Here is a 24,563-nt window from a genome sequence, read left to right as displayed (position 1 = left end):
GCGGAAAGCCCCGATCCCGCCGGCGCTCGCCCGTGTCCGGGGGTCTGCTCGCGGCCCCGGGTCCCTCGCCCCGATCTCAGGCGGCGCGCACCCGTGCGACGAACCGGCCGACCTCCGCGGCCAGGTGTTCCGACTGCCGCGACAGCTCGGACGCCGATGCGAGCACCTGGCTCGCGGCGGCCCCGGTATCCTCCGATGCGCGCGCCACACTGGCGAAGTTGTCCGTCACCTCGCTCGTACCCCTGGCGACCTGCACGACGTTGTGGGCGATCTCCTGCGTCGCCGCCTCCTGCTCCTCGACCGCCGACGCGATGGATGTCGCCAGGCCGTCGATCTCACGGATGCGCGTGCCGATGCCGTCGATCGCCGAGGCGGCCTGACCGGTCGAGCTCTGGATACGCCGAATGTGGCCCGTGATCTCCCCGGTCGCCCGGGCGGTTTGGTCGGCCAGGGCCTTCACCTCGGCGGCGACCACGGAGAATCCTTTGCCCGCGGCGCCCGCCCGCGCCGCTTCGATGGTGGCGTTGAGGGCGAGAAGGTTGGTCTGGCCTGCGATCGTCGAGATCAACCCGACCACGGCATCGATCTGCGACACCGCCTCGTGCAGTTCCTGGACCAGATGCGCGCTCTGTTCGGCTTCGAGAACCGCCGTCTGGGCGAGATTCGCCGAACCCGCCACCTGCCGCGCGATCTCCTGCACCGATGCGCCGAGTTCCTCGGCCGCAACCGCGACCGTGTTGACGTTGGTGGCGGTCTCCTCGGCGGCGGCCGCGACGCCCGTCGATCTCACGGCCGTCTCGGACGCCGTCGCCGTCATGCTCTGTGCCGTCGCCTGGAGTTCGGTGGCCGAGGAGGACACCAGACCGACGATCCCGCCAACCGCCGCCTCGAAGCCATCCGCCAGGGCGATCATCGTGCGCTTGCGCTCGGCCGCGGCGACCTCCTCGGTGAGCCGCTTCCGCTCGGCCTCTTCGAGTGCCTTGCGCGCCACCATCCCGCGGATCCCCTCGACCGCGCGCCCGACGGCACCGATCTCGTCATGCCGGCCGGCTTCGGCGATCTTGGCGTCCACGGCTCCCTGGGCCATCTGCTCCAGGGCGGTCACCAGGCGCTTCAGCGGACGTGCGACGGTGACGGCCATCATCCGGCTGACGACGATGGCGAGGACGAGCAGCACGGCCAGGGTCGCGACGACCATGATCTCGAACAGGTGCATCACCGGCGCGAAGGCCTTGGCGCTGTCCACGGACAGGGCCACGTACCAATCGAGGGCGGCGGGAAGGTTCGGCACGCGCGCGAACACCGTGAGCGTCGCCCGCTCGCCCTCGCGCGTCTCGACGGGCGACCCGCCGATCTTCGGCGGGGAACCGCCGAGCAGCTCGGACAGCGGCTTGCCGATCAGATCGGCGCGCGGGTGGATCAGGATCTTGCCGGCGCCGGAGACGAGGTAGGCGTAGCCATGCCCGTCGGTCTCGACCTCGTTGATCATCTTGGAGAGGGCCCCGAGGTCGAAATCGCTGCCGGCCACGCCGATGAGGCCGCCCGTTCCACTGGCGGCCGGCGCCGAAGCCGTGATCGTGAGCTGCTTCGAGGTCGAAGAGACGTAAGGCTCCGTCAGCGCGGGACCGTTGGCCTCGACCACGCCCTTGTACCAGGGGCGCTGGCGGGGATCGTAGCCGGCTGCGATCTCACTCTTCGGCATCTTCGTGTAGTAGCCGTCGGCGCGCCCGAAGAAGTTCAGCACGAAAGCTTCGCGGGCGATTGGCGCATTCAGGATATCGTCCGTATTCGAACCGGTGCCCGCGATGGTCACCTGCTGGGCCATCAGCCGGGTCAGGTCGAGCTTGCCGCTAAGCCAGTTGCCGACAGCACGTGCAGCGGTCGTGCTCAAGGCGGACATGTTGGTCTGCACATCGGCGCGCAAAGCCGCGGATTGCGAGCGGTAGATGTACGCGGAACAGGCGGCGAAACCGGCAAAGACGAGCACAAGGATCAAAGCGGTCGCGCGTCCCGATACGCCAAGACGCATTCCTGAAAAACTCGAGCGCTACATTTGAATTGCCGTCCTTAAAATCACGGACCTTCGCTTATCTCTCAAGATCCAGCCTATGAACCTCCCACTCAAAAGATCATCAAATCACTAAATTTATATTATTATTACTATATTTCCCTCCCCCGGGATCCGGTGCCACCGATTGCCGGTACGATGCATCATCCGAACGATGAGCGATCGTCGCCGAGCGCACCCCACCCAGACGCAGGCTCGGCCGCATGCGGTGGGGTTCGCCCTGAAACGAGGGGAGATTTCTGTGTCGGTGGCAGCGATCGGTGCACTGTACGCCGCGACCGACATGACCCGAGAAAAGGCGGCACCCGATTACGGCACGGGCCGCCCGCAGGCGGATCGTCAGCTCGCGAGGCGCTGGTTCTGACGTTTCGCGGCGTCGAAGGCCTGGAGATCGAGGGCCAGCCCGATGATCGTCGCACTCTTCAGGCGGGTCGGATCAATGGCACTGCCGATGCCGTGCCCGAGATAGACTTCTTCCACTTCGGGCGTCCGCATGGCGCCGCCCATGGTCCAGTTCGGGAAGGACCGGCCCTGAACATTGCGGGCATCCATGATCGTGGCCGTCATATGCCGCGGGTCGCGGGCAATGCGGGTGTAGGTCGCACTCACCTGCGCCTGTTCCCCTTCGAGGACCTGGATGAACCATGTCTTGTCGAAAATCAGGAATCCGGTGATCCCATCGCGGCTGTTGTTTCGCTGGGAGGCCGACACGATCTCTCGCAGGTTCGTCAGCATGGCACGATCGTTACCAAGAACGGCGTTACGGCTGTAATAGACAAGCTGATGGATCATCGCGGAATTTCACTCATGAGCCGCTGCGCAACCGGCATCGATTTCGGGACAGCGCAGACGAACAACGCGGCGAAGAACCGTTCGTTTGAATCGAAACCCGACAGCCTGGCCGCGGGGTTAACCGAATCCCGCGTTCGGCGTCCCGGTCCGAAGTCTCGCACCTGGTCCGAAACCCATCGATCGCCGCGATCCCGCGGACCGGGTCGCGAGGATCCCGGCGAACGCAGCCGAGGGGCTCGCCTTCCCGTTCGATGCTGATCCATGTTAAGATTGTCGCCACCGGACGGGTTCGCATTGCCCGCAGTCGCCGATGCGAACACACGATCGGGTGTGCCGTCCCGGGAGCGAAGCGCCATTCCGATCGGGGAGGGCATGACAGTCCTCGGCGGGTTCCCCGCACGCGTGCAGCAGGATCATGAATTTGGAGAGGATATTCTCGACAAACGACGTGAAGTCTCAGGACCGCTTCGGCCTCTGGCGGGAGATCTGCGAAGATCGTCTCGTTCCCATGGATCAGAGCCGTCTGAACGACCAGGCGTTCGATGCGGTGATCGAAGGTACCAGCGTCGGCGGAATGTCCTTCACGCAGTTCGGCTTGAGCAACCTCAAGTGCGCGACGAACTCACGAACGATCCGGCACCAGAACAACAGGACCGACAAGCTATTCCTGAGCCTGGTGCTGTCCGGCACCGTCAGTTCGGAACAGAATGGGCATTCCACGACCGACAGACCCGGCGATCTCTCCATACGCGACACGAACTCGCCCTGGAGGATCGAGCACGGAAATCGTTCGGACGTGCTGGCCATCGAGATCCCCCGGGACCGCCTGGAGAACCAGCTGGGCGCGGCGCGCCATTTCGCGGGTCTGACGATGGATGGCAGCCGGCCGGTCACGATTCTCGCCCGGTCCTACTTTCGCAATCTCATGAGCGTGGGGCATCGGCTGACGCCGCATGCGGCCGAACGCATGACGTCCATCGGCATCGACCTCGTGGCCGCGAGCCTCGCCGAGCGCATGGCGCTGGAGACGCCCAAGGCCCTGCACGGGACGCTGACGGTCCAACGGGCCAAGGCCTATGTGGCGACCCATCTCGGCGACCCGGGCCTCGACGTGTCGCAGGTCGCCTTGGCGGTGGGTATTTCGTTGCGTCAACTCCAGGCGCTGTTCCGCGAGCACGGGCACAACGTCACGGCCTGGATCTGGCACCAGCGGCTGGAGCGGGCGGCGCAGCGCCTGTCCGATCCGGCCTGCCTTCACGTGCAACTGGGCGAGTTGGCCCATGGATGCGGCTTCGCGAGCCAAGCCCATTTCTCGCGCCGCTTTCGCGATCGATACGGTTTGAGCCCGCGCGACTATCGCCACTCCGCGCTGAGCCAAACCGCCGCCCGGATGTCCTGAACCGCGGTACGATGCGTCGTTCCGGGCATTCGGCGAAGGTGCGGCTCCGAGGACCATGCGGCCGCGCCCCCGACGGCCATGCGGCACGCGGCGTTCAGCGCAGCGACAGCAGGAGGCCGGCCGCCTTCTGGACCGCCGGCGATTTCGCGTGGATCCAGAGCGGATCGTGCTGCACGACCGTCGCCCCGAGACCGCGCTTGAAGTCGAAGACGGCCCGGTTCGAAGCCGGATCGATCCCGCCGAAATCGAACACGTGGCACGTCTCCGCCTTGGCCCGCTCGACGAGGCGCCAGACCGCGAGACTGGCAGCGCTCGTGGCGCGGGCACGATCGTTCGAGGCCGCGTAGAAGTCGGTGCAGCGCTCGGCCGAGAGGTGGGCGATCCGTACGAGGACGCGCTCCCCCTTCTCACGCACATCGAGAATGAGGACGCGCGGGTCGCTGGCTGCGACTTCGCGATAGGCGTCGGGCTGGAGGGTGGTCGCGAACCCCTTGCGCTGCCGCAGGCGCGCGTACATCGCCGTGAAGTCGTCGAACGCCGCCAGCCGTTCCGTGCGCTCCTCGAGGAAGTGCGTCGTCAGGTCGGCGTTCCGCTCGGCCTTGCGCAGATGCCCCCGCCAGCGCGGGTCCATCGCCGCCCGGATCGTTTCGAGGTCCTGGTCCAAGTCGAGTTCGAACGTGTGGTCGCGCGCTTGGACGACGGGGGCGAAACCGAGCATCAGGAGCGCGAGCGTCGCATCCTGGCTCTCGAACCCCTCGTAGTCGATGGCGAGGAGATCGAGCCGCCCGAGATCGAGATGCGCGACGAAGCTCCGAAACACCGCTTCCGCACGGCGTTCGCCCGCACCGGTCAGCAACGGTCCACCCTGGACATGGACGAAACGGACCGGTCCCTTGCGACGCTCCTGCCATTGCACGAACGCGAGTTCCTCGCCATCGGCGGTCACGACCGCGCGCCGGACCGTCAGGCCGCGCCGCGCCTTGTAGGATCCCCAAGGTGTGGCGCAGTAGATGTTTGCCCTCGGCCGAGCCCAGACCCGCCGATCCCAATCCGCATCGTCCGCAATCTCCGCGATCGCGAGTTCGGCCGCCATGTCGTTCCTCGTCTGAGCCGAGCACGGCGCGTCGGCGCGCTCGCCCCTCTCCATAAGCCGTGCATGACTGAAGGATTCGTAACGCGGCGCCCGCCGCCACGTGTGTGCAGTCGTACGTCGGGACCGGCCCGGTCCCGACGTCCCTCCCGGGGGTTGCAGCTGCCCTGGGGTCTGTCGTCGCTGGAGCCGGTCGGGTTCGAGGACCCGCGGCATCCAGCCCCTCGCCGCGCCGGCCTCGACCGCCTTCCGCCCGCCTCTCCGGGAGACGGGCGGTTCCTCGCTTTCGGGATCGCCGTGGCTTACCGCAGGAGCTGAAGGATGCCCTGCTGCGCCTGATTGGCGAGCGACAGGGCCGAGACCGCCAGGGAGTTGCGGGTCGAGAGCGCCTGCGAGTTGGCCGCCTCCTCGTCGAGATCGGCGTTGGTGAGATTGGCCGCCCCCGTGTCGAGGCTGTTGGTCAGGTTCTTGGTGAAATCCTGCCGGTTCTGCACCACCGAGAGGTTGGCGCCGAACGTGGAGGACTGGGTCCGCAGGGTGGTGGTGGCGCTCGTGAGCTTTTCGATGACAGCGTTGATCTCCTCGTCCGTCTGGAAGTTGCCCGTCGTCGCCGTGAGGCCGAGGCCCTCCGCGTCGAACTTCACGCCCTGGATGTCGAGGGCCGAGGTGTTCTTCTCGTTGAAGCTGACGTGAAGGGTATTCTCGGAGGCGTTGCTACCGTTGCGGAACAGCAGGTTGACGTCGTTGTAGCTCGAATCCTTGGCCTGCTGGGTGATTTGGGTCAGCAGGTTGTTGAACTGCGTCGCGAGGGTCGAGCGCACCGAGCTGGCGCCCAGGCTTCCGCCCTTGTCGGTGCCGCTGCCCTTGAGGGCGCCGGCCGTGTTGAGCCCCAGGCAGGTATCGGCGGTCCCGGCGGCCTTGATCGTCAGCTTCTGGTCCGCACCGGAGGCCACCGTCGAGAAGGCGAGCTTGTTGTCGCTCCCCAGGCTGACCTTCACCTTTCCGTTGAGGCCGGTGTCGTTGTCGATGGCCTTCTGGATCTCGCCGACGAGACCGGCGGCGGTGGCCGTCTTGGCACTGCCGATGAGGTTGATCGTCGTGGTGCTGCCGAGGCCGAGCTTGGCCGTGTCGCTCACGCCCGTCAGGCTGACCGTCGCGCTGCCGCCGATGGCGTTCGACGACGCCTTGAGGGCGCCGGTGTTGTCGAATGCGCGATCCACATCCTGATGAAGTTCGTCGAGCTCGGCGCCACGGGGCCGGACAGGCCGGTGCGCGAACTCTCGTTCTCCGACCTCGAGGCGCGGTTCGGCATGTCCCGTTCCCATGTCCGCAACGTCCTGCGCGATGCCGAGGGCGCGGGCCTGGTGGAGCGCTCGGGGACAGCCGGCGTGTTCCATCACCTGACGCCGCGCTGCGTGGCCTCGTTCGACCGGTTCGTGGCCGAGGCCCTGTCGTCGAGCGACCTCTCCTGCTCCATGGCGGCCGACGCGGGCGTTCCAGGATCGGGATAGGACCGTCCCGCGGCGCCGGGTGATCGCACGGGCCCTGAACGATGTGGCTTGGATCGTCTGCCCAGGCTCGGCAGGTTGTCGGCCAGGATGGTGTACCGGCGGAAGGCAAAGGTGATCGCCTCCTCTCCGGTCGTGAGCACGGTCGAGCGCGGCGTCTTCGGTCCCATCGCAGCGTCATGCACGAAGGTACGTTTGCACCACTTCGCGACCGACTTGGAGTTCAGTCCACGCTGTGCGGCAGGATCTTCAAGCGAATATTTCGATCGCCGTAGCGCTGTTCTGACCGCGTGCGTGGTCGTGGTGCAGCCATGAAGAACCCGTCCCCTAACGCCTCCCCGTATGCAGCCAGATCAGCTAAACTGGGGCCGTCGCACCGCGGGACTGAACACCTAGAATCTTTAAGGCTGCCACTGTTCCCGGGCCGCACCGCCATTTTGTTGCTGCCTATTCTGCCGCGATCCGGTCGGAGCCGGGCCGGACCGCCCCGGCTGCGAGGGGCAGTTCGAGGCGGGCGGTGAGACCGCGCGGGCTGCGGTTGATCAGGGTCAGGCGCCCGTCATGGGCCTCCGCGATGGCGACCACGATGGACAGGCCGAGGCCGAACCCGCTCGCCGTGTCGAGGTTGCGTGCCCGGTCCCCGCGCACGAAGGGCTGCAGCATCGCCTCGCGCTCGGCATCGGGGATGCCGGGACCGTCGTCGCTGACGTCCACCCGCACCCGATGCTCGGTCTGGACGATGCCCAGACGCGCGCCGCCGCCGTACTTCACCGCGTTGTCGACGAGGTTCGTCACCGCGCGCTGCAGTTCCTCCGGCCGGCCCCGCACGAGAACGTGGCGGCTGGCCGCGACGCGGACATCGGCGCCGATATCGGCGAATGCGTCGCTGACGGTTTGGACCAGGGAGGCGACGTCGATGAGCGTCACGGCGCGCCCCTCGCCGGTCTGGCCGTCACGCACGAAGGACAGGGCCGCCTCGACCAGGCCGTTCATCTGGTCGAGGTCGCGCAGGGTCATGGTCCGGGCGTGGTCGTCCTCGATGAATTCGGCGCGCAGGCGCAGGCGCGTGATCGGCGTGCGCAGATCGTGGCTGATGGCCGCCAGCATCTGGGTGCGGTCGTCGACGAGGCGGCGCACCCGGGCGCGCATACGGTCGAGGGCCTGGGCGACGGCGATGACCTCCTGGGGCCCGTTCTCCGGCAAGGCCACCACGTTCATGCGCGTGCCGAACGCCTCCGCGGCCTGGGCGAGGCGGGCGAGCGGCCGGGTCAGCGCGCGCGCCGCCCATATGGTGATCAGCGACAGCACCACGGCGAGGAACAGGAAAGTGACCACGAGGGCCCCCTGCCGGATCGGCGGTCGGTCGTCGTCGGGCACGAGGGCCGAGAAGCGCGCCCCCTCCGGCGTCGTGATCCCGACCCGGATGCCGGGCGGGGTGTCGGCGGCGTCGAGATCGGCGATGGCCAGCGGCCGTCCGAATCCGTCGCGCACCCGCTGCACCACCGTGTGCGACGCCAGGGCCTCGCTCGCCGTCCCCTCGGGCGCCGAAGCCGGCCACGGGGCGATGCGCAGGGTCGGCAGGGTCCTGGCGGCACCGCGCAGGAGGGCGTCGCGCGCGTTCGGCGCCGTGGCGTCGAGGAGGCGCGCCAGGGTCGCGATCCGGGTGGCGGCGACGCCGGGGTGATCGTCGGGCCGCCACGGCTCGCGCAGGGTGAAGAACGCGAGGGTCGCCACCGCGTGGGTCACCACCATGGCGGCGACGATGAGGAGCGCGATCTGACCGGCGACGCTGCCGGGCCACAGGGCGGCGAGGTGGCGTCTGGCGAAAGCCCTCATGTGCGCGTGACCTCCGGCGTGAACAGGTAGCCCCCCGAGCGGATGGTGCGGATGATCTCGGGGCTGCGCGGATCGCGCTCGATCTTCTGGCGGATGCGGCTGATGAGGACGTCGATGCTGCGCTCGAACGGGCCGGCGGCGCGTCCCTGCGTCAGGTCGAGGAGCTGGTCGCGCGAGAGCACGCGGCCCGGCCGCAGGCACAGGGCGTGGAGAAGATCGAATTCCGCACCCGTGACGGCGATGCGGGCGCCCTCGGGACTGTGCAACTGGCGCAACGACACGTCGAGGGTCCAGTCGAGGAAGTGCAGGCGGCGCACACCGCCCTCGTCCTCGCCCTCCCCCGCCGAGCCCCGCCGCAGGATGGCACGGATGCGGGCCAGGAGTTCGCGGGGGTTGAACGGCTTGCCGAGGTAGTCGTCGGCACCGATCTCGAGGCCGACGATCCTGTCGATCTCCTCGGCCTTGGCGGTGAGCATCAGGATCGGGACGTTCGAGGTGGTGCGCAGGCGGCGGCACAGGCTCAGACCGTCCTCGCCCGGCAGCATCAGGTCGAGGACCACGAGATCGACGCGGGCCTCCGCCAGCGCCCGGTCCATGGCGGGACCGTCTCCCGCGATCGTGACACGGCACGCGTTGGCCCGGAGATAGCGCGCCACCAGGGCGCTGATCTCGCGGTCGTCCTCGACCACGAGGATGTGAGGGGTCGCCGGCTGGGTCATGACGCGGGTCGTTGAGCCTCGGAGTGTACTGCATCGATTATGGCGGCTCGCACCCGCATGGCGAAGGGCCGGGCGCCCACGGATTTGTAACCGGCTGTTTCGCGGCCAGCGCATCGCGGTGACGGATTGCCGGCGACGGATTGCCGGACACGGTGCCGATTCTTATGTCGTTGCGATAGGACGCCGGTTTCGTGACGCTCGTGGATGCGGAGCGCGGCCCCCTTTGGGAGACGACCGATGCAAAGCTCCGACCGGCCCGGCACCAACCGCCTGTTCGACGATTTCGCCCGCCTGATGACCGACGCCGCCGGTGCCGCCCAAGGGGTGCGCCGCGAAGCCGAGACGGTGGTCAAGGCGCAGTTCGAACGCCTGATCCGCGACATGGACATCGCCTCCCGGGAGGAACTCGACGTCCTGCGCGACATGGTCGCCGCCCTGCGCAGCCAGAACGATGCCCTCGCCCATCGCGTCGCCGCCCTGGAAGCCGAACGCGGCTCCGAGCCGGCGGCGGGCGCGACCGAGATCCTCTGAGGTCGACCCGGAAAACCCGGCGTCCCCTCCTGCGGAGGGCGCGGCGCTTGTGCACAGGAAGGAACGGTGGACAGTCGCTTTCCTGTTCACCGGCTTCCGGGCGCGCTTTGAAAGCCGAGTCCGGCACGGTCTATAGTGACCTATGACCTGATTCGCCCCTGCTTCGAACCACCCTGTTCCGTTCTCGACTGACGCCGAACGCATCCGCCGCGGGATGAGCTTGGCCGATCGCGGAAGACGGCGACGCGGGGGCGTCAGACCGCTTCACAACACGCCGACGATCCGTGCCGGATCGCCAAACTGGACCGCCATGACCCAACTCCACATCGAAGATCACGACCGGCACGAGCACCCCCTCGACATCGTCGAGCGCCTCGCGTCGCTGCGCGACTGGATCTTCGACCGGGCCGAGACCGACGAGATGTCGGTGTCGGTCGCCGGGCGCTGGGCCGACTATCACGTCGCCTTCACCTGGATCGAGGACGTGGAGGCCCTGCACGTGGCCTGCGCCTTCGACCTCAAGGTGCCCGAGCGCCGCCGCACGGAGGTGCTCCGGCTGGTGTCGCTCATCAACGAGCAGCTCTGGGTCGGGCATTTCGACCTGTGGTCCACGGACAGCGTGGTGATGTTCCGCCACTCGCTCCTGCTCACCGGCGGCTCCACCCCGACCCAGAACCAATGCACCATGATGCTGAAATCGGCCGTGGATGCGTGCGAGCGCTACTATCAGGCGTTCCAGTTCGTGATCTGGGCCGGCAAGTCCGCGCGGGAATCACTCGACGCCGTGCTGTTCGAGACTGAAGGCGAGGCGTGAACCGGCTTCCCGCCTCCCTCACCCTGGTCGGCGCCGGCAAGATGGGTGGCGCGATGCTCGCCGGCTGGCTCGCCGGCGGACTCGATGCGGCGCGCACCACGGTTCTCGATCCCCATCCCTCCCCCGAGGTCGAGGCCCTGTGCGCGACGCGGGGGCTCGCCCTCAACCCCGCCACCGTGCCGGCCTCGGACGCCCTGGTACTGGCGATGAAACCGCAGGGCCTGGACACCGCCGCACCGATGCTGGCGGGGCTCGCCGATGCGCGCACCCTCGTGGTCTCGATCCTCGCGGGCAAGACCATCGCCGACCTGCAGGCACGCTTGCCGCGGGTGCGGGCCATCGTGCGGGCCATGCCGAACCTGCCGGCCAGCATCGGCCGGGGGGCCACCGGCGCCGTGGCGAGTGCCGGCACGGAGCCGTCCCGGCGCGTCGAGGCCGAGGCCCTGCTGGCCAGCGTCGGTTCGGTGGAATGGCTCGACGACGAGGGCCTCCTCGACGCGCTCACCGCCGTTTCGGGCTCGGGCCCGGCCTACGTGTTCCTGCTGGCCGAGGCGATGGCGCAGGCGGGCGTCGCCGCCGGTTTGCCAGCCGACATGGCGGCGCGCCTTGCCCGCGCCACGGTCGCGGGGGCCGGCGCGCTGCTCGACGCCACGGACCGCGACGCCGGGCTCCTGCGCCAGGACGTGACCTCGCCGGGCGGCACCACGGCCGCCGCCCTGGCGGTGCTCATGCGGGACGGCGGCGTGTCCGACCTCCTGCGCGAGGCGGTGGCGGCGGGGCGGCACCGTGCGGGCGAATTGTCCGGGTAGGGTCTTTGCCCTAACGAGGCCGCTGCCGTCACCCTACATGGGCGGGGACACGAACGAGGATCGCACTCCCCGAGGACCATCCATGCCCAAATCTTCCCCGCGTCATGCCGCCGAGAGCGACGCCACCGACACGGCACCGGCCGCGCCGAAATCTTCGCCCCGCGAGGCGGCCGTCGAAGCCCTGATGCGGCTCGCCGCCGAGCAGCCCTGGAACGACATCGAGGTCGGCGACATCGCCCGCGAGGCGGGCTTGAGTCTCGCCGAGTTCCGCGACCTGTTTCCGTCGAAGGGGGCGGTCCTGGGTGGACTCGCCAGGATCATCGACCGCAAGGTTCTGGAGGGCGACAGCACCGATCTCGCCGAGGAGCCGACCCGCGAGCGGCTGTTCGACGTGCTCATGCGCCGCCTCGATGCGATGACGCCCTACAAGGACGCCCTTCGGCGCATCTCCCAGTCCCTGCGCGGCGATCCGCTCTCGATGCTGGCCCTCAATGGGGTCGCGCTGAACTCGCACCGCTTCATGCTGGCGGCGGCCGGCATCAACACCGAGGGGCCGCTCGGGCGCCTCAAGCTTCAGGGCGTGGTCATCGCCTTCGCCCGGACGGTGGACGTCTGGCTCGACGACGACGACCCGGCGCTGGCCCGCACCATGGCGAAGCTCGACAAGGAGATCCGCAACGGCGAGCGCTTCATGGAGCGCGCCGACGATGCGCGGCGGCTGACCGCGCCGTTCCGGGCGCTCGGCCGCTCGCTCCTCGATCGCGGGTCCCGCCGCAGGGCCGACCCTCGCAACGAGGACGAGGGCAATCCCCTCGGCGGAGACCCGGCCGCCGCCATCTGAAACGAGAAAGGGCCGCCCCATCGGGGCGGCCCTTTCGTTAGGAGACGCGGTGCGGATCAGCCGCCGATGCGATCGGCCAAGACCGCCGAGTGGCCGTGCTGGTTGGCGATGTAGGGAAGCGCCTGATTGGCGAACTCGCGGCCCTGGGCGTTGTCGCCGTTGCGCGAATAGGCCTCGTACAGGCCCAACGTCCGGGCGTCCGAACGGGCCTGCTGACGGGCGTAGGTGCGGTCGAACTCGCGGGCGCTGCGGGCGTTCTTCAGGCTGTCGATGCGGGCCTGACCCTCGGGGCCGATGGCGACGCGGCGGCCGGGCTCACCGGGGCTGTTGTCGACGAGGCCGACGCCGCCGAGCACGCCGCCGACGATCTTCTGGGCGATGGAGGCCGAGATGGTCACCGGGGCGAGCACGACGCCGACGGGGTTGTCGAAGCGGGTCTCGAAGGGCTGGCTGTCGGAGACGACGGTGCCGCCGGCGGTCAGCGAGGTACCCTCGGGCAGCAGCGCCTTGGTGGTGGCCTCGCGCTCGACCAGCACGTTCTTGGCGTAGTTGCGTACGTTCGGGTTGCGCGAGCGCTCCAGGGCGATGCGGCTCGACTCGATGCTGACCGCATCCGACTTCAGGGCGGCGGAGCGGAAGGCCGAGGTGTCGCGGGCCTCGACGGAGTTGGCGTCGTATTGCGGCGCCACGCGGAACGACAGGGGCTCCTGGGCCAGCGCCGGAGTGGCGAGGGCGGCAAAGGAGACGCCGAGGGCAGCGAGAAGCTTGGTGTTGATCATGGCGGAAAATGTCCTCACGCGCCTTGATGGCGCTTGTGGTGATGGAACGTGTCGTCCGCCGGCAACGCTTTCTTAAGGGGGGTGTTCCCGCTTGGAGTGCATGGCTGTGCTGCAGCGCACCAAGCTTCACGTTATGCGTGCATGCCCCAGAGCGAGAGGGCTGCGAGATCCGGGCGTCGAAGCGGACATGTCCGGGCCTTTCCTCGTATCCTCGGCCGATGGACAGGTCGGATGGCCGTTCTGAAACTCGGGAGTCGCCGATGATCGTTGCGTCGAGAACGCTGAGACTGATCAAGGATAACATCACGACCGATGTCGTGATTGAACTCGGCGGCCCCGAACCCGACGAAGGCGCCTGGACCTGCCATTACGACTTCCACTGGCCCGACGGCCGAGTGAGCAGCTTCGCCACCGGGGTCGACGAAGTTCAGGCCCTGCACTTGGCCCTGCAACGGATCGGCTTCGATCCCTATCGGAGCCCTCATCATCGCGCCGGCCATCTCGTATGGGAGCAGGCCGGCGATGGCTACGGTTTCCCGGTTCCGAAGAATGCCCGCCACCTGCTGATCGGTTCGGACATAACCTTCGAAGGCTGAGGACCTTTTGCGGTAGCTCAGTGCGCCTCCTCCCAATTCAACGCCGCCCGCGCCTCCACCACCAGCGGCACCCGCAGCGTTAAAGCGGGCGCCGGTGCCTCGACCATGATCCGAGAGATCACCGGCAGGGCCTTCTCGACCTCGTCCTCCGGCGCCTCGAACACGAGTTCGTCGTGCACCTGCAGCAGCATGCGCACGTTGAGCTTCTCCGCCTTGAGCGCGTCCTCCATGCGGATCATCGCCCGGCGGATGATGTCGGCGGCGGAGCCCTGGATCGGGGCGTTGATGGCCTGGCGCTCGACGCTCGCCCGCTCGTTGGGGTTGTTGGAACGGATCTGCGGATAGTGGCACACCCGGCCGAACAGGGTGGTGACGTAGCCGAGATCGCGGCACAGGCGCTTGGTGGTGTCGATGTAGTCGCGGATGCCGGGGAAGCGCTCGAAATACTGCTTGATGAAGGCGCCGGCCTCCTCGCGGCCGATGCCGAGGCGGTCGGCGAGCCCGAAGGCCGAGATGCCGTAGATGATGCCGAAGTTGATGGTCTTGGCGCGGCGTCGCAGGTCCGGCGTCATCTCGGACAGCGGCACGCCGAACATGGCGCTGGCGGTGGCCGCGTGGATGTCGATGCCGTCCGCGAACGCCTGGCGCAGTTGCGGGATATCGGCGATGTGCGCGAGGAGGCGCAGTTCGATCTGGCTGTAATCGGCCGAGATCAGCCGATTGCCCTCCGCCGCCACGAAGGCGCGGCGGATGCGACGGCCCTCCTCCGTGCGGATCGGGATGTTCTGCAGGTTCGGGTCCGACGACGACAGCCGGCCCGTGGTGGTGGCGGCGAGCGAGAACGAGGTGTGGACCCGGTCGGTCTCGCGGTCCGCATGCTGCTGCAGCGAATCCGTGTAGGTGGATTTCAGCTTGGCGAGCTGGCGCCATTCCAGGATCTTCTTCGGCAACTCGTGGCCGGCCTGGGCCAGTTCCTCGAGCAGGGTCGCGGGCGTCGCCCATTGGCCGTTCGGCGTCTTCTTGGCTCCGGGCAGGCCCATCTTGCCGAACAGGATGTCGCCGATCTGCTTCGGCGACGACACCTGGATTTTCTCGCCCGCATCCTCCTGAATCTCCTCCTCGAGGCGCACGAGGATCTGAGAGAAGTCGCCCGACAGGCGGCTCAGCATGTTGCGGTCGACCCGGATGCCCTGCGCTTCCATGCGGGCGACCACCGACACCAGGGGGCGCTCCAGGGTCTCGTAGACGGTGACGCGCTTCTCGGCGACGAGGCGCGGCTTCATCATCCGCCATAGGCGCAAGGTCACGTCGGCGTCCTCGGCCGCATAGGCGGTGGCCTTGTCGAGGGGCACCCGGTCGAAGGTGATCTTCGCCTTGCCGGTCCCGGCCACGTCCGTGAAGGTGATCGGCTGGTGGCCGAGATGCCGGCGGGCGAGCTCGTCCATGCCGTGGCCGCCCTTGCCGGCATCGAGCACGTAGGAGATCAGCATGGTGTCGTCGAACGGCGCCACGTCGATGCCGTAGCGGGTGAGCACGGACAGATCGTATTTGAGGTTCTGGCCGACCTTGAGCACGCCCGGATTCTCGAGGAGCGGCTTCAGGCGGGCGATCACCACCTTGAGATCGATCTGCCCGGCGGCGGGCTGGAACACGTCGGTGGCGGCCTTGGCGTCGCCGAACAGGTCGCCCTCGCTCGCCATGACGGGATCGAGGTGGCGCAGGGGGATGTAGGCCGCGCGCCCCGGCGCGACGCAGAGCGAGATGCCGACGAGATTGGAATTGATGGCGTCGAGGGCGTCGGTCTCCGTGTCCACGGCGACGATTCCCGCCTCCTCGGCCTCGGCGATCCAGGCGTCGAGCTGCTCGACGAGGCCGATGGTCTCGTAGGCTGCGGTGTCGAACGGCTTGACGGATTCCGCCGCGCGCGCCGCCACGAGGTCGGCGGGCGTCGCCTCGGAGGATCGGCGGGCTTTCGGCGCGACATCGGGCAGACCGAGATCGGCGAAGGGATCGATCTCAGGCCTCTCCCCGGGGGCCAGGGGCACCGGGTCGCCGAGGGCCTGCGCCGCGAAGGGCGCGTCCTCGGCCTCGGCCCGCTGGGGCAGCAGGGCCGGATCGGGCTGCACCGCTTCGGGGTCGACATGGAGCATCTGGGCGATGCGCCGCGTCAGGGTGTTGAACTCCATGGCCTTCAGGAAGCCGACGAGCTTCTGCGGATCGGGCTTCGGCAGGCGCAGGTCGTCCAACGGGATCGGAACCGGCACGTTCTCTTCGAGGGCCACGAGCCTTCGCGAGAGCCGGGCCTGATCGATGCTGGCCAGCAGGGTCTCGCGGCGCTTGGGCTGCTTGATCTCGCCCGCCCGCTCCAGCAGCGCGTCGAGGCTCCCGTATTCCTTGATCAGCGCGGCGGCCGTCTTCAGGCCGATGCCAGGCACGCCCGGCACGTTGTCCGAGGTGTCGCCGATGAGCGCCAGGGCGTCGCTGATCTGCTCGGGGGTCAGCCCCTCCCACTTGGCGATGATGGCGTCGCGGTCGAGGTTGCGCTCGGGGCGGTGCCCGGCCTTGCCCTTGGTGCCCGACTCGAAATCGTAGAACCGCACCAGGGGGCCCACGAGCTGCATCAGGTCCTTGTCGGACGAGACGATGATGACGCCGGCCCCCCGCGCCTCGGCCTGACGCGAATAGGTGGCGATGAGGTCGTCGGCCTCGTAGCGGATGAGCTCGATGGGCTGGAGGCCGAAGGCCCGCACGGCATCGCGCATGAGCGGCATCTGGCGCTTGAGGTCGTCGGGCGCGTCCGGCCGGTGGCCCTTGTAGTCGGGATAGAGTTCCTTGCGGAACGAGCCTTCCGACTTGTCGAACACGATGGCGAGGTGGGTCGGCATCACGCCCGCCGCCCCTTCCTGCACGAACTGGGCGATCTTGGTGCAGAACAATCGCACCGCGCCCGTGGGCAGGCCGTCGGAGGGGCGGGTGTTGTACTTCTGGTCCTGGTTGATCGACTGGAAGTAGGCGCGGAAGATGAACGACGAGCCATCGACGAGGATGATCTGATCGCCGGGGCCGACGGGCTTTTCGGAGGAGACAGCGGTCATCGGCCAAGCAGGTTCGAGAGAGGGATTCGTGAGTTTGCCGACCCTAAGGAGGTGTCGACGCGACTTCGATACGGCAGACTGCGACGAGTTCGTCCAGGCGCTCCGTGAGCGTGAACCACATCATGTCGAGTTCGACGCGATGGTAGCCGTGTCGATAGGCGTTTCCCGCATTGGCGACCACACGCCAAGGAACATGCGGGTGCCGCTCTTTGGTTTCCGCCGTGAGGCGCCGGCTCGCTTCAGAGTTGATTTCGAGACAACGCACCCCTGCGTAGACCGTGCGCTCATCGGCAGCGAACGTCTCGTATGTCATCCCACGAGTGAAGCGGCGACCTTTCTCGACATTCGCGATAATATCGCTGCACGCAGAATGCTCGCGCTCAGAAAGCATCGATTGCGTCGCGTTCAGCGTTTTGGCGCACACGCTCCTTGAAAGTCTCGCGATTGGCGACATCGACGGTGACGGGGAACATGTCTTCGATGAAATGGACGACGCCGACATAGTCGTACACATCACGCACGGTCTCACGGTCGAGCACGATCACGACATCGACGTCGCTCGTTGCCGTGGCATCGCCCCGTGCGACTGAGCCAAACAAAGCAGCGTGCCGAACACCGCGTTTCCGCAGCTTGCCCTCGTGGCTTCGTAGAATATTAATGGCGGCTGCACGGTCCATGAAAAGGACCTTAGCTGAAATCCAGGATCGGCTGAAGCACCTCGAAGCCCCTCAGCGCGCTGCGCCCACCGTATCGGCCATCCGCGCGTCGCGGGTGCCGAGCGGCTGCTCCGCCCCCACCGTGGTGTCCACTTCCGTCTGGTGCTCCATCTCGGCGTTGATCTCGGCGCCCACGAGCACGATGGTGGTGGAGATCCAGATCCAGGTCATGAAGCCGATGGCGGCCCCGAGCGAGCCGTAGGTCTCGTTGTACTTGCCGAAGTTGGCGACGTACCAGGAGAAACCGAGGGACGTGACGAGCCACGCGACCCCCGCGAGGGCGCTGCCCCAGGTCACCCAGCGCCAGCGCGGCGCATCCCGGCTCGGGCCGTAGCGATAGAGCAGCGCCAGGCCACCCAGCACGGCGAGCAGCAGCACCGGCCAGCGCAGGAGGGCGATGTACCAGGCCTCGGTGCTGAGGCCGACGATGCCGATCACCGCCGGCACCACGACGATGCCCACCAGCGCCAGGACCACGAACAGCAGGGCGCCGGCGGTGAAGGCGAGGGAGCGCAGGTTGAGCCAGACGAAGTTGCGGGTCTCACGCTCCTCGTAGACGACGTTGAGGGCGGCGAAGACCGCCTTCATCCCGCCATTGGCGCTCCACAGCGAGAGGGCGATGCCGGTGAAGAACGTGATTCCGAGGGTGGTGTCGCCCTTCTCGGCGATGCGCTTGACCTGGTCGCCGATGATGTCGAGGGCGCCGGACGGCACGATGCCCTGCAGGTTCTGGAGATGATCGTTGATGGTCGCGACATCGGCGACGAGGCCGTAGCAGGACACGAGGGCCGCCACCGCCGGGAAGATCGCCAAGAGGACGTAGAACGTCACGCCCGCCGCCACCGACACGATGGCGTTCTCGGAGATGTCGTGGAAGACCCGCAGGGCGATGTCCTTCCAGCCCTTGGCGGGAATCTCGGACGGTTTCGAGGCTCCGCGTCCCCGCTCCGGCTCGGCCCGGGCGACGGATTTGGCGTCGGCCCCCGCATGGGACGGCGAAGGCTCGCGGGTGGGCTCCGGACGCTCCGTTCGGGCCTCCCGTCCGGTCCGACGCGGAAGCGCCACCAAGCCGAGAAGCGCCGTCGCCAGGGCCAGGGTCCAGACCATCGTCGGACCGTTCGGGGCCGTACCGTCGGAAATCTCGGCGTCGTTGCGCTCTGCCATACCTTCGTCCTTCCAGGCGCTGGCCCGCGACGCGGCACGCTACCCCCTCGACAACCGGCCAGGAGTCACCGAAGTTTCACGCGAACGTGAATTCAATATCCATCGGCGCATCCAGGATGCCCGATCCTCCTTCCAGGGTGACTCACGGCACGGATTTTAACGATCCGCGTCGTTAGGAGGCTGGAACGATGCTTGCCCCTGCCCGCGACACGGGCGAAGGGGCGACCGGTAGCCCGATCCCGCGCAACCTCGACTGGAGACCGACGCCCCGTGCCGCATGCGACCGAGCTGATCGCCATCATTGCCCTAGGCCTCGTGCTCGCCTTCGTGTGCGGGATGCTGGCGCAGCGCCTTCGGCTGCCGCCCCTCGTCGGCTACCTGCTGGCCGGTGTCCTCGTCGGCCCCTACACGCCGGGTTTCGTCGGCAACAGCGCGCTTGCCGGCCAACTCGCCGAGATCGGCGTGATCCTGCTGATGTTCGGCGTCGGCCTGCATTTCTCGATCAAGGACCTGATGGCGGTCCGCACCATCGCCCTGCCGGGCGCCATCGTGCAGATCGCGGCGGCGACCGCCATGGGCGGAGGCTTGGCTTGGGCCTGGGGATGGGGCGTCGGGGCCGGCCTCGTCTTCGGCCTCGCCCTGTCGGTCGCCAGCACCGTGGTGCTCCTGCGTGCCCTGGAGGAACGACGCCTCCTCGACAGCGACAAGGGCCGCATCGCCGTGGGCTGGCTCATCGTCGAAGATCTGGCGATGGTGCTGGCCCTCGTGCTGCTGCCGGCGCTGGCGCCGTCCCTTGGCGGCGAGGGTGCGGGCGGCGCGCACCACGTCGGCGACGGCAACATCTGGCTCACCCTGGGTCTGACCCTCGCCAAGGTCGCGGTGTTCGCGGTGGTGATGCTGGTGGGCGGCCGCCGGGTGGTGCCCTGGCTCCTCGATCAGGCGGCGCGCACGGGCTCGCGCGAACTGTTCACCCTCGCGGTCCTGGCGCTGGCGCTCGGCATCGCCTTCGGTTCGGCGGAGCTGTTCGGCGTCTCGTTCGCGCTGGGCGCCTTCTTCGCCGGCATGGTGCTCGCCGAATCCGATCTCAGCCATCAGGCGGCGGCCGATTCCCTGCCCCTGCAGGATGCCTTCGCGGTGCTGTTCTTCGTGTCCGTCGGAATGCTGTTCGATCCCGGCATCCTCATCCGCGAGCCCCTGTCGGTGCTGGCGGTGCTCGGCGTGATCCTGGTCGGCAAGTCCGCGGCGGCGGTGGCCATCGTACTGGCCTTCAAGCATCCCCTCGGTACGGCGCTCACCATCGCGGCGAGTCTCGCCCAGATCGGCGAGTTCTCGTTCATCCTCGTCAGCCTCGGCCTGTCGCTGAAACTCCTGCCGACGGAGGGACGCGATCTCATTCTCGGCGGCGCGATCCTGTCCATCACCCTGAACCCGCTGTTCTTCGCCCTGACGGACTGGGTCGGACGGTCCGTCGCCGCCCGGCCGAAGCTGGCCGCGCGCTTCGAGCGGCGCGGCGTGGACGCGTTGGCCGTCTCCCTCGAGACCGCTTCCCGGCGCGGTCACGCCATCGTCGTCGGCTACGGCCGCGTCGGCAGCACCATCGGCAAGGCGCTCAAGGCCTGGGACTTGCCCTACATCGTCGTCGACCGCGACCGCCGCCGGGTCCTCGACCTGCGCAAGGACGGCATCGAGGCGGTGTTCGGCGACGCCACGGCGCCCGGGATCCTGCACGCGGCCGATATCGAGGCGGCGCGGATCATCGTCATCGCGACGCCCGAGCCGCACACGACGCGGCGCCTCGTGGAACTCGCCCGCGAGATGAGCCCGGGGATCGATACCCTGGTGCGCACCCACAGCGACACGGAGCGGCGCCATTTCGAGGAGCGGGGGGTGGGCCTCGTGCTCATGGCCGAACGCGAACTCGCCTTCGGCATGACCCTCTACGCCCTGCGCAGCCTCGGCCTGAAGGAGGGCGAAGCCCGCATCTTCGTGGACAGCACCCGCGTCGAGAGCCGTTCGGCCCCCGTCGAGGCCGGGATCGACCACGGCGTGCCGGAACTGCGGCCGCACAAGGAGGATGCGACGGAGGGATGACGCCTTCCATCGCAGGGAGCCCGCCCGTCACACCACGGGATCGCGGATCATCGCCTGGATGCGGGTCATCAGGGTGTCCACCGAGAACGGCTTGGTGATCATCGCCATGCCGGGTTCGAGGAAGCCCGCCGAGACGGCCGCGCTCTCGGCGTAGCCGGTGATGAACAGGACCTTGAGATCGGGACGGGCCAGGCGGGCCTGATCGGCGAGCTGGCGCCCGTTGAGGCCCGGCAGGCCGACATCGGTGACGAGGAGGTCGACGCGGCCCGCCACGGACAGGGCGCGCAGGCCCGAGGGTCCGTCCACGGCCTGGATCGCCCGGTAGCCGAGGTCGTGGAGCACCTCCATGATGACGTCGCGCACCACGGGCTCGTCCTCGACCACCATCACGGTCTGTCCGTCGCCGCGCGGGCGCGTCGTCACCGTCGCGTCCGGGACGGTCTCGTCGAGTTCGCCCCGGTGGCGCGGCAGATAGAGGGTGATGGCCGTCCCCTGCCCGACCACGCTCTCGATGCGGGTATGGCCATCGGACTGGCGGGCGAAGCCGTAGATCATCGACAGGCCGAGGCCCGTGCCCTGCCCGAGGGGCTTCGTCGTGAAGAATGGGTCGAAGGCCCGGGCGATCACCTCCGGCGTCATGCCGGTCCCGGTATCGGCGACGCGGATGCGGACATACTCGGAGCGATCGCCGGGCTTGCCGGATTCGGCCTCGTCCCAACGCGCATTGCTCGTGCGGATCGACAGGGTGCCGCCATTCGGCATGGCGTCGCGGGCATTGATGGCGAGGTTGAGGATCGCGTTCTCGAGCTGGTTCGGATCGCACAGGGTCGGCCAGAGACCGGGATCGGTCTCGATCCGCAGGTCGATGGACTCGCTGATGGTCCGGCGCAGCAGGTCGGACATGCCGACGATGAGGGCGTTCGCGTCGGTCGCGCGCGGGTCGAGGGGCTGGCGCCGGGCAAAGGCGAGGAGGCGGTGGGTGAGGGCCGCCGCCCGGTTGGCCGAGGACATGGCGGCTTCGATGTAGCGCTGTAGGTTCTCGTGGCGTCCCTGGGCCATCCGGCTCTGCATCAGGTCGAGGGAGCCGACGATGCCGGTGAGCAGGTTGTTGAAATCGTGGGCGATGCCGCCCGTGAGTTGGCCGACCGCCTCCATCTTCTGCGACTGGCGAAGATCCTCCTCCATCCGCTCGCGCTCGGCGGCTTCCGCGCGCAGGCGTGCATTGGCCTCGGCCAGTTCCGCCGTGCGGGCGGCGACCTGCGCCTCCAGGGTGGCGCCCGCCTCGCGCAGCTGACCGGCCTGGGTTTCGAGTTCGGCGTAGAGGGCGACAACGCCGCGGTTGGTCTCGGCGAGTTCGGCGTTGAGGCGCTGGGCCTCCTCCTCGCGCTCGGCGATCTCGGCGAGGCTGCGCAGGAGGGCCTGATTCTGCTCGCGGATGGCCGCATGGGGATCGTCGGGCTGGGCCCGGGCGACGGCGTCGACCATGGCCGCCGCCTGCGGTGCGGTCAGGGCGGGCAGGCCCGCCGGCAGGCGTTTGCCCAGGGTGACGCGGGTGCCCCGGCCCGGTTCGGTTTCGAGGTCGAACAGGTCCATGAGCCGGCGCGCGCCCATCAGGCCGAGGCCGAGCCCGGTACGCGACCGATAGCGCCCCTCCAGGATGGCGGCGGGATCGGCGATTCCCGGCCCCTGGTCGGCGATGCGGATGACGAAGGCCTGGCTTCCCCCGATGAGGTCCAGGCGGAACTCGACCCGGCCACCCTTCGCGTAGCCGTAGGCGTTGCGGGCGATCTCCGACACAGCCGTGGCGATGCGGGTCTGATCCTGCACGCCGAAGCCGAGATGCTCCGCGAGGTGGCGGGCCCGTTGACGTACGGCCGTCACATCGTCCTCGCCCTCGATCCGCATCGAGACGAGGGCGAGCGTCATGGCGTGATGCCCCGGACCACCACGACGGTGGCGTCGTCCCGCCCCCTCGCGAAATCGCGATAGAGGATGCCGGCGATGAGGCTCGGATGGGCGCCGTTGAGCCCCGGATAGCCGTCGAGGGACCAGCCCGTCACGAGGCCGTCCGAGCACAGCACGAAGAGGTCGTCGGCCTGGAACGGATACTCGAATTCCTGGATGCGGCGGGCGACGTGCCCGGCGGTGCCGGCGAGCGACACCGTGCGCCGGACGGTTGCGCCGCTCACCACCGCGCCGGTGACGTTGCCGATGCCGGCGACCGTCACCACACCCCGGTTGGGCTCGTAGCGGGCGATCGTCACCGCCCCGCCGCGCGTGTGGCGCAGGCCCGCATGGACGATGGTCAGGATTTCGCCCGGCGCGGCCTCGGGATTCTTGCGGAACAGGCGTACCGCCTCCGTGGAGGCCTGTGCCGCCTGCGGCCCGTGCCCGAGGCCATCGGCGACGAGGAGGGTCCAGCCCACCTCCTCGCCCACCCCCGCGCCGAGGAAGCAATGGGCGTCGCCGTTCACCTCCTCGCCGCGCAGGGGCACGGCCACGGCGCCGTGGGACGGCTGGGCAGGGGCCGCACGGGCATCCGCCTGGATTCGCGCGACGAGGCCGGTGCCCCGCCCCGGCCAAGCGGCGATGTCGAAGGATTGCGACTGGCGGCGTACGGCACCGAGACCCGTGCCGGGGCTGCCACCGGTGGAATGCCCGTCGCGCAGGGCCTCGTCGAGGTTGGCGAAGCCCGGCCCCTTGTCGAGGGCGATGACTTCGACACCGGTCCCGCTCTCGTCCTGGAACGGGCCGAGCAGCATCTCGCCGGCGCTGCCGTACTTGACGAGGTTGGTGGCGAGTTCGGTGACGACGATGGCCACGCGTCCGCTCGCCGTCTCGTCGAAGCCGAGGTCGTGCGCGCAGGCCACGGCACGGCGGCGCGCGTCGGCCACCTGGCTCGACTCGGTGACTGCAACGGAGATCATGCTCATTTCCAGCGCGCGATCACCACGCGGGTGCCGACGCCGGGCGTCGATTCGATATGGAACTCGTTGGACAGGCGTTTGGCTCCCCCGAGGCCGAGGCCGAGGCCGCCGCCGGTGGTGTAGTGGTCGGTGAGCGCCCGGGCGATGTCGGGAATGCCCGGCCCCCTGTCCTCGAAGGTCAGGCGCACGCCCCGGCGCCCGCCCGCCTGCACCACTTCGACGGTAACCTCGCCGCCGCCGCCGTAATCGAGGGTGTTGCGGGCGAGTTCGCTCGCGGCGGTAATGATCTTGGTCTGATCGACGAGGCTGAGGCCGATCTCGATGGCGCGGGCGCGCGTCGCCTGACGGACCCGGACCACGTCGTCGCCGGAGCGGATGGGGAGGAGTTCAATCTTCGCGGGAAGCACGCGCGTTCCCCAGGTCGCCGTCCTCGTCGAGGCGGGCCTGGATCAGGGCCATGCCGCGCTCGACGTTCAGGGCCGTCTTGATCCCCGTCAGGGTCAATCCGAGCTCGACCAGGGTGATGGCGACGGCCGGACGCATGCCCACCACCACGGTCTCGGCATCGAGCACCCGGGAGATGGCGGCGATGTTGTCGAGCATGCGCCCGATGAACGAATCGACGATCTCGAGGGCCGAGATCTCGATGAGCACGCCGCGCGCGCCCGTGGCCGCGATCCGGCTCGTCAGGTCCTCCTCGAGGGCCATGGCGAGACGGTCGTGCATGTCGACCTGGATGGTGACGATGAGGGCGCCACCGAGCTTGAGGATCGGAATCCGGTCCATGG

General features: G+C 68.5%; 22 protein-coding genes and 2 pseudogenes. 8 read left to right on the top strand and 16 right to left on the bottom strand.

Annotation, left to right across the window (positions count from 1 at the left end):
- Nucleotides 1–76 precede the first annotated feature (76 nt).
- Both ASF22_RS22870 and ASF22_RS08135 read right to left on the bottom strand, forming a co-directional pair.
- The gene (locus ASF22_RS22870; RefSeq protein WP_082483581.1) at nucleotides 77–2,029 is read right to left on the bottom strand and encodes a methyl-accepting chemotaxis protein; all 1,953 of its coding nucleotides are present in this window, start codon (nucleotides 2,027–2,029) and stop codon (nucleotides 77–79) included.
- A gap of 378 nt (nucleotides 2,030–2,407) precedes the next feature.
- Nucleotides 2,408–2,860, bottom strand: a complete 453-nt coding sequence (locus ASF22_RS08135; protein WP_056166206.1) for a BLUF domain-containing protein — start codon at nucleotides 2,858–2,860, stop codon at nucleotides 2,408–2,410.
- Nucleotides 2,861–3,275: 415 nt separating this feature from the next.
- Here ASF22_RS08135 and ASF22_RS08130 point away from each other — a divergent pair, with 415 nt between their 5' ends.
- Nucleotides 3,276–4,259, top strand: a complete 984-nt coding sequence (locus tag ASF22_RS08130) for a helix-turn-helix domain-containing protein (RefSeq protein WP_082478756.1) — start codon at nucleotides 3,276–3,278, stop codon at nucleotides 4,257–4,259.
- 94 nt (nucleotides 4,260–4,353) lie between these two features.
- On the opposite strand, the gene ASF22_RS08125 is transcribed toward ASF22_RS08130, so the two are convergent.
- Together ASF22_RS08125 and ASF22_RS08120 are read right to left on the bottom strand one after the other, a co-directional pair.
- Nucleotides 4,354–5,352: a GNAT family N-acetyltransferase gene (locus ASF22_RS08125; RefSeq protein WP_056263274.1), complete on the bottom strand. Its 999-nt coding sequence runs from the start codon at nucleotides 5,350–5,352 to the stop codon at nucleotides 4,354–4,356.
- Between the two features lie 299 nt (nucleotides 5,353–5,651).
- A complete protein-coding gene (locus ASF22_RS08120) occupies nucleotides 5,652–6,569 on the bottom strand; it encodes a flagellin (protein ID WP_056263272.1) in 918 nt (305 codons plus the stop codon).
- 6 nt (nucleotides 6,570–6,575) lie between these two features.
- On the opposite strand from ASF22_RS08120, the gene ASF22_RS24790 reads away from it, so the two are divergent.
- Nucleotides 6,576–6,860, top strand: a complete 285-nt coding sequence (locus tag ASF22_RS24790; RefSeq protein ID WP_056166196.1) for a MarR family transcriptional regulator — start codon at nucleotides 6,576–6,578, stop codon at nucleotides 6,858–6,860.
- 444 nt (nucleotides 6,861–7,304) lie between these two features.
- On the opposite strand, the gene ASF22_RS08110 is transcribed toward ASF22_RS24790, so the two are convergent.
- Together ASF22_RS08110 and ASF22_RS08105 are read right to left on the bottom strand one after the other, a co-directional pair.
- Complete coding sequence (locus ASF22_RS08110; RefSeq protein ID WP_056263271.1) at nucleotides 7,305–8,693, bottom strand: ATP-binding protein; 1,389 nt, start codon at nucleotides 8,691–8,693, stop codon at nucleotides 7,305–7,307.
- The gene (locus tag ASF22_RS08105; protein WP_056166190.1) at nucleotides 8,690–9,412 is read right to left on the bottom strand and encodes a response regulator; all 723 of its coding nucleotides are present in this window, start codon (nucleotides 9,410–9,412) and stop codon (nucleotides 8,690–8,692) included. Before ASF22_RS08105 ends, ASF22_RS08110 begins: the two co-directional genes overlap by 4 nt.
- Before the next feature lie 237 nt (nucleotides 9,413–9,649).
- On the opposite strand from ASF22_RS08105, the gene ASF22_RS08100 reads away from it, so the two are divergent.
- From ASF22_RS08100 to ASF22_RS08085, 4 genes are all read left to right on the top strand, one after another.
- The gene (locus tag ASF22_RS08100) at nucleotides 9,650–9,943 is read left to right on the top strand and encodes an accessory factor UbiK family protein (protein WP_056166187.1); all 294 of its coding nucleotides are present in this window, start codon (nucleotides 9,650–9,652) and stop codon (nucleotides 9,941–9,943) included.
- Between the two features lie 310 nt (nucleotides 9,944–10,253).
- Nucleotides 10,254–10,757, top strand: a complete 504-nt coding sequence (locus tag ASF22_RS08095; RefSeq protein ID WP_056088634.1) for a YbjN domain-containing protein — start codon at nucleotides 10,254–10,256, stop codon at nucleotides 10,755–10,757.
- Entirely contained in the window at nucleotides 10,754–11,566 is an 813-nt protein-coding gene (gene proC, locus ASF22_RS08090) for a pyrroline-5-carboxylate reductase (protein ID WP_056263268.1), read from the top strand. Before ASF22_RS08095 ends, proC begins: the two co-directional genes overlap by 4 nt.
- A gap of 82 nt (nucleotides 11,567–11,648) precedes the next feature.
- Nucleotides 11,649–12,407, top strand: a complete 759-nt coding sequence (locus ASF22_RS08085) for a hypothetical protein (RefSeq protein ID WP_056263266.1) — start codon at nucleotides 11,649–11,651, stop codon at nucleotides 12,405–12,407.
- Nucleotides 12,408–12,463: 56 nt separating this feature from the next.
- Here the strand turns inward: ASF22_RS08085 and ASF22_RS08080 are convergent, their stop codons facing one another.
- Entirely contained in the window at nucleotides 12,464–13,186 is a 723-nt protein-coding gene (locus ASF22_RS08080) for a DUF4142 domain-containing protein (RefSeq protein ID WP_056263264.1), read from the bottom strand.
- A gap of 260 nt (nucleotides 13,187–13,446) precedes the next feature.
- On the opposite strand from ASF22_RS08080, the gene ASF22_RS08075 reads away from it, so the two are divergent.
- A complete protein-coding gene (locus ASF22_RS08075; protein ID WP_056263263.1) occupies nucleotides 13,447–13,782 on the top strand; it encodes a hypothetical protein in 336 nt (111 codons plus the stop codon).
- Between the two features lie 17 nt (nucleotides 13,783–13,799).
- Here ASF22_RS08075 and polA read toward each other — a convergent pair whose 3' ends face one another.
- The 4 genes from polA to ASF22_RS08055 are packed head-to-tail and all read right to left on the bottom strand — an operon-like array spanning nucleotide 13,800 to nucleotide 18,757.
- Nucleotides 13,800–16,877, bottom strand: a complete 3,078-nt coding sequence (polA, locus tag ASF22_RS08070; RefSeq protein WP_056263261.1) for a DNA polymerase I — start codon at nucleotides 16,875–16,877, stop codon at nucleotides 13,800–13,802.
- Between the two features lie 43 nt (nucleotides 16,878–16,920).
- Nucleotides 16,921–17,268, bottom strand: coding sequence for a HepT-like ribonuclease domain-containing protein (locus tag ASF22_RS08065; RefSeq protein ID WP_056263259.1), 348 nt, complete (start codon nucleotides 17,266–17,268; stop codon nucleotides 16,921–16,923).
- Entirely contained in the window at nucleotides 17,258–17,554 is a 297-nt protein-coding gene (locus tag ASF22_RS08060; protein WP_056263257.1) for a nucleotidyltransferase domain-containing protein, read from the bottom strand. Before ASF22_RS08060 ends, ASF22_RS08065 begins: the two co-directional genes overlap by 11 nt.
- A 51-nt stretch (nucleotides 17,555–17,605) precedes the next feature.
- Nucleotides 17,606–18,757: a YihY/virulence factor BrkB family protein gene (locus tag ASF22_RS08055; RefSeq protein WP_056263255.1), complete on the bottom strand. Its 1,152-nt coding sequence runs from the start codon at nucleotides 18,755–18,757 to the stop codon at nucleotides 17,606–17,608.
- 270 nt (nucleotides 18,758–19,027) lie between these two features.
- Between ASF22_RS08055 and ybaL the strand changes: the two genes are divergently transcribed.
- Nucleotides 19,028–20,848: a YbaL family putative K(+) efflux transporter gene (gene ybaL, locus ASF22_RS08050; RefSeq protein ID WP_056263253.1), complete on the top strand. Its 1,821-nt coding sequence runs from the start codon at nucleotides 19,028–19,030 to the stop codon at nucleotides 20,846–20,848.
- 27 nt (nucleotides 20,849–20,875) lie between these two features.
- Here ybaL and ASF22_RS24785 read toward each other — a convergent pair.
- The 5 genes and pseudogenes from ASF22_RS24785 to ASF22_RS08030 all read right to left on the bottom strand — a co-directional run.
- A pseudogene (locus ASF22_RS24785) lies at nucleotides 20,876–22,039 on the bottom strand (ATP-binding protein); the annotation flags it as partial.
- Between the two features lie 357 nt (nucleotides 22,040–22,396).
- Nucleotides 22,397–22,753 (bottom strand): annotated as a pseudogene (locus ASF22_RS24780) (anti-sigma regulatory factor); the annotation flags it as partial.
- Nucleotides 22,754–22,770: 17 nt separating this feature from the next.
- Complete coding sequence (locus ASF22_RS08040) at nucleotides 22,771–23,775, bottom strand: ATP-binding SpoIIE family protein phosphatase (protein ID WP_056263249.1); 1,005 nt, start codon at nucleotides 23,773–23,775, stop codon at nucleotides 22,771–22,773.
- Nucleotides 23,776–23,777: 2 nt separating this feature from the next.
- Nucleotides 23,778–24,182: an anti-sigma regulatory factor gene (locus tag ASF22_RS08035; protein ID WP_056263248.1), complete on the bottom strand. Its 405-nt coding sequence runs from the start codon at nucleotides 24,180–24,182 to the stop codon at nucleotides 23,778–23,780.
- Nucleotides 24,163–24,561 carry an STAS domain-containing protein gene (locus ASF22_RS08030; protein ID WP_056166151.1) on the bottom strand — a complete coding sequence of 133 codons (399 nt, stop codon included), beginning with the start codon at nucleotides 24,559–24,561 and terminating at the stop codon, nucleotides 24,163–24,165. The genes ASF22_RS08035 and ASF22_RS08030 overlap by 20 nt, the downstream gene beginning before the upstream one ends.
- Between the last annotated feature and the right edge of the window lie 2 nt (nucleotides 24,562–24,563).

The sequence above is a fragment of the Methylobacterium sp. Leaf87 genome, assembly GCF_001422775.1.
GTDB lineage: Bacteria > Pseudomonadota > Alphaproteobacteria > Rhizobiales > Beijerinckiaceae > Methylobacterium.
Note: the sequence above shows the minus strand (reverse complement) of the source record. Positions and strands in the feature narration are given on the sequence as shown.

Bases quoted from the DNA above. Each gene is read 5' to 3' on its own strand.
- ASF22_RS08105 (WP_056166190.1), bottom strand. From the start codon at position 9,412: ATGACCCAGCCGGCGACCCCTCACATCCTCGTGGTCGAGGACGACCGC.
- ASF22_RS08075 (WP_056263263.1), top strand. From the start codon at position 13,447: ATGATCGTTGCGTCGAGAACGCTGAGACTGATCAAGGATAACATCACG.
- ASF22_RS22870 (WP_082483581.1), bottom strand. From the start codon at position 2,029: ATGCGTCTTGGCGTATCGGGACGCGCGACCGCTTTGATCCTTGTGCTC.
- ASF22_RS24790 (WP_056166196.1), top strand. From the start codon at position 6,576: ATGAAGTTCGTCGAGCTCGGCGCCACGGGGCCGGACAGGCCGGTGCGC.
- ASF22_RS08030 (WP_056166151.1), bottom strand. From the start codon at position 24,561: ATGGACCGGATTCCGATCCTCAAGCTCGGTGGCGCCCTCATCGTCACC.
- ASF22_RS08040 (WP_056263249.1), bottom strand. From the start codon at position 23,775: ATGATCTCCGTTGCAGTCACCGAGTCGAGCCAGGTGGCCGACGCGCGC.
- ASF22_RS08110 (WP_056263271.1), bottom strand. From the start codon at position 8,693: ATGAGGGCTTTCGCCAGACGCCACCTCGCCGCCCTGTGGCCCGGCAGC.
- polA (WP_056263261.1), bottom strand. From the start codon at position 16,877: ATGACCGCTGTCTCCTCCGAAAAGCCCGTCGGCCCCGGCGATCAGATC.
- ASF22_RS08055 (WP_056263255.1), bottom strand. From the start codon at position 18,757: ATGGCAGAGCGCAACGACGCCGAGATTTCCGACGGTACGGCCCCGAAC.
- ASF22_RS08085 (WP_056263266.1), top strand. From the start codon at position 11,649: ATGCCCAAATCTTCCCCGCGTCATGCCGCCGAGAGCGACGCCACCGAC.
- ASF22_RS08080 (WP_056263264.1), bottom strand. From the start codon at position 13,186: ATGATCAACACCAAGCTTCTCGCTGCCCTCGGCGTCTCCTTTGCCGCC.
- ASF22_RS08125 (WP_056263274.1), bottom strand. From the start codon at position 5,352: ATGGCGGCCGAACTCGCGATCGCGGAGATTGCGGACGATGCGGATTGG.
- ASF22_RS08130 (WP_082478756.1), top strand. From the start codon at position 3,276: ATGAATTTGGAGAGGATATTCTCGACAAACGACGTGAAGTCTCAGGAC.
- ASF22_RS08100 (WP_056166187.1), top strand. From the start codon at position 9,650: ATGCAAAGCTCCGACCGGCCCGGCACCAACCGCCTGTTCGACGATTTC.
- ASF22_RS08095 (WP_056088634.1), top strand. From the start codon at position 10,254: ATGACCCAACTCCACATCGAAGATCACGACCGGCACGAGCACCCCCTC.
- ASF22_RS08135 (WP_056166206.1), bottom strand. From the start codon at position 2,860: ATGATCCATCAGCTTGTCTATTACAGCCGTAACGCCGTTCTTGGTAAC.
- ASF22_RS08060 (WP_056263257.1), bottom strand. From the start codon at position 17,554: ATGGACCGTGCAGCCGCCATTAATATTCTACGAAGCCACGAGGGCAAG.
- ASF22_RS08065 (WP_056263259.1), bottom strand. From the start codon at position 17,268: ATGCTTTCTGAGCGCGAGCATTCTGCGTGCAGCGATATTATCGCGAAT.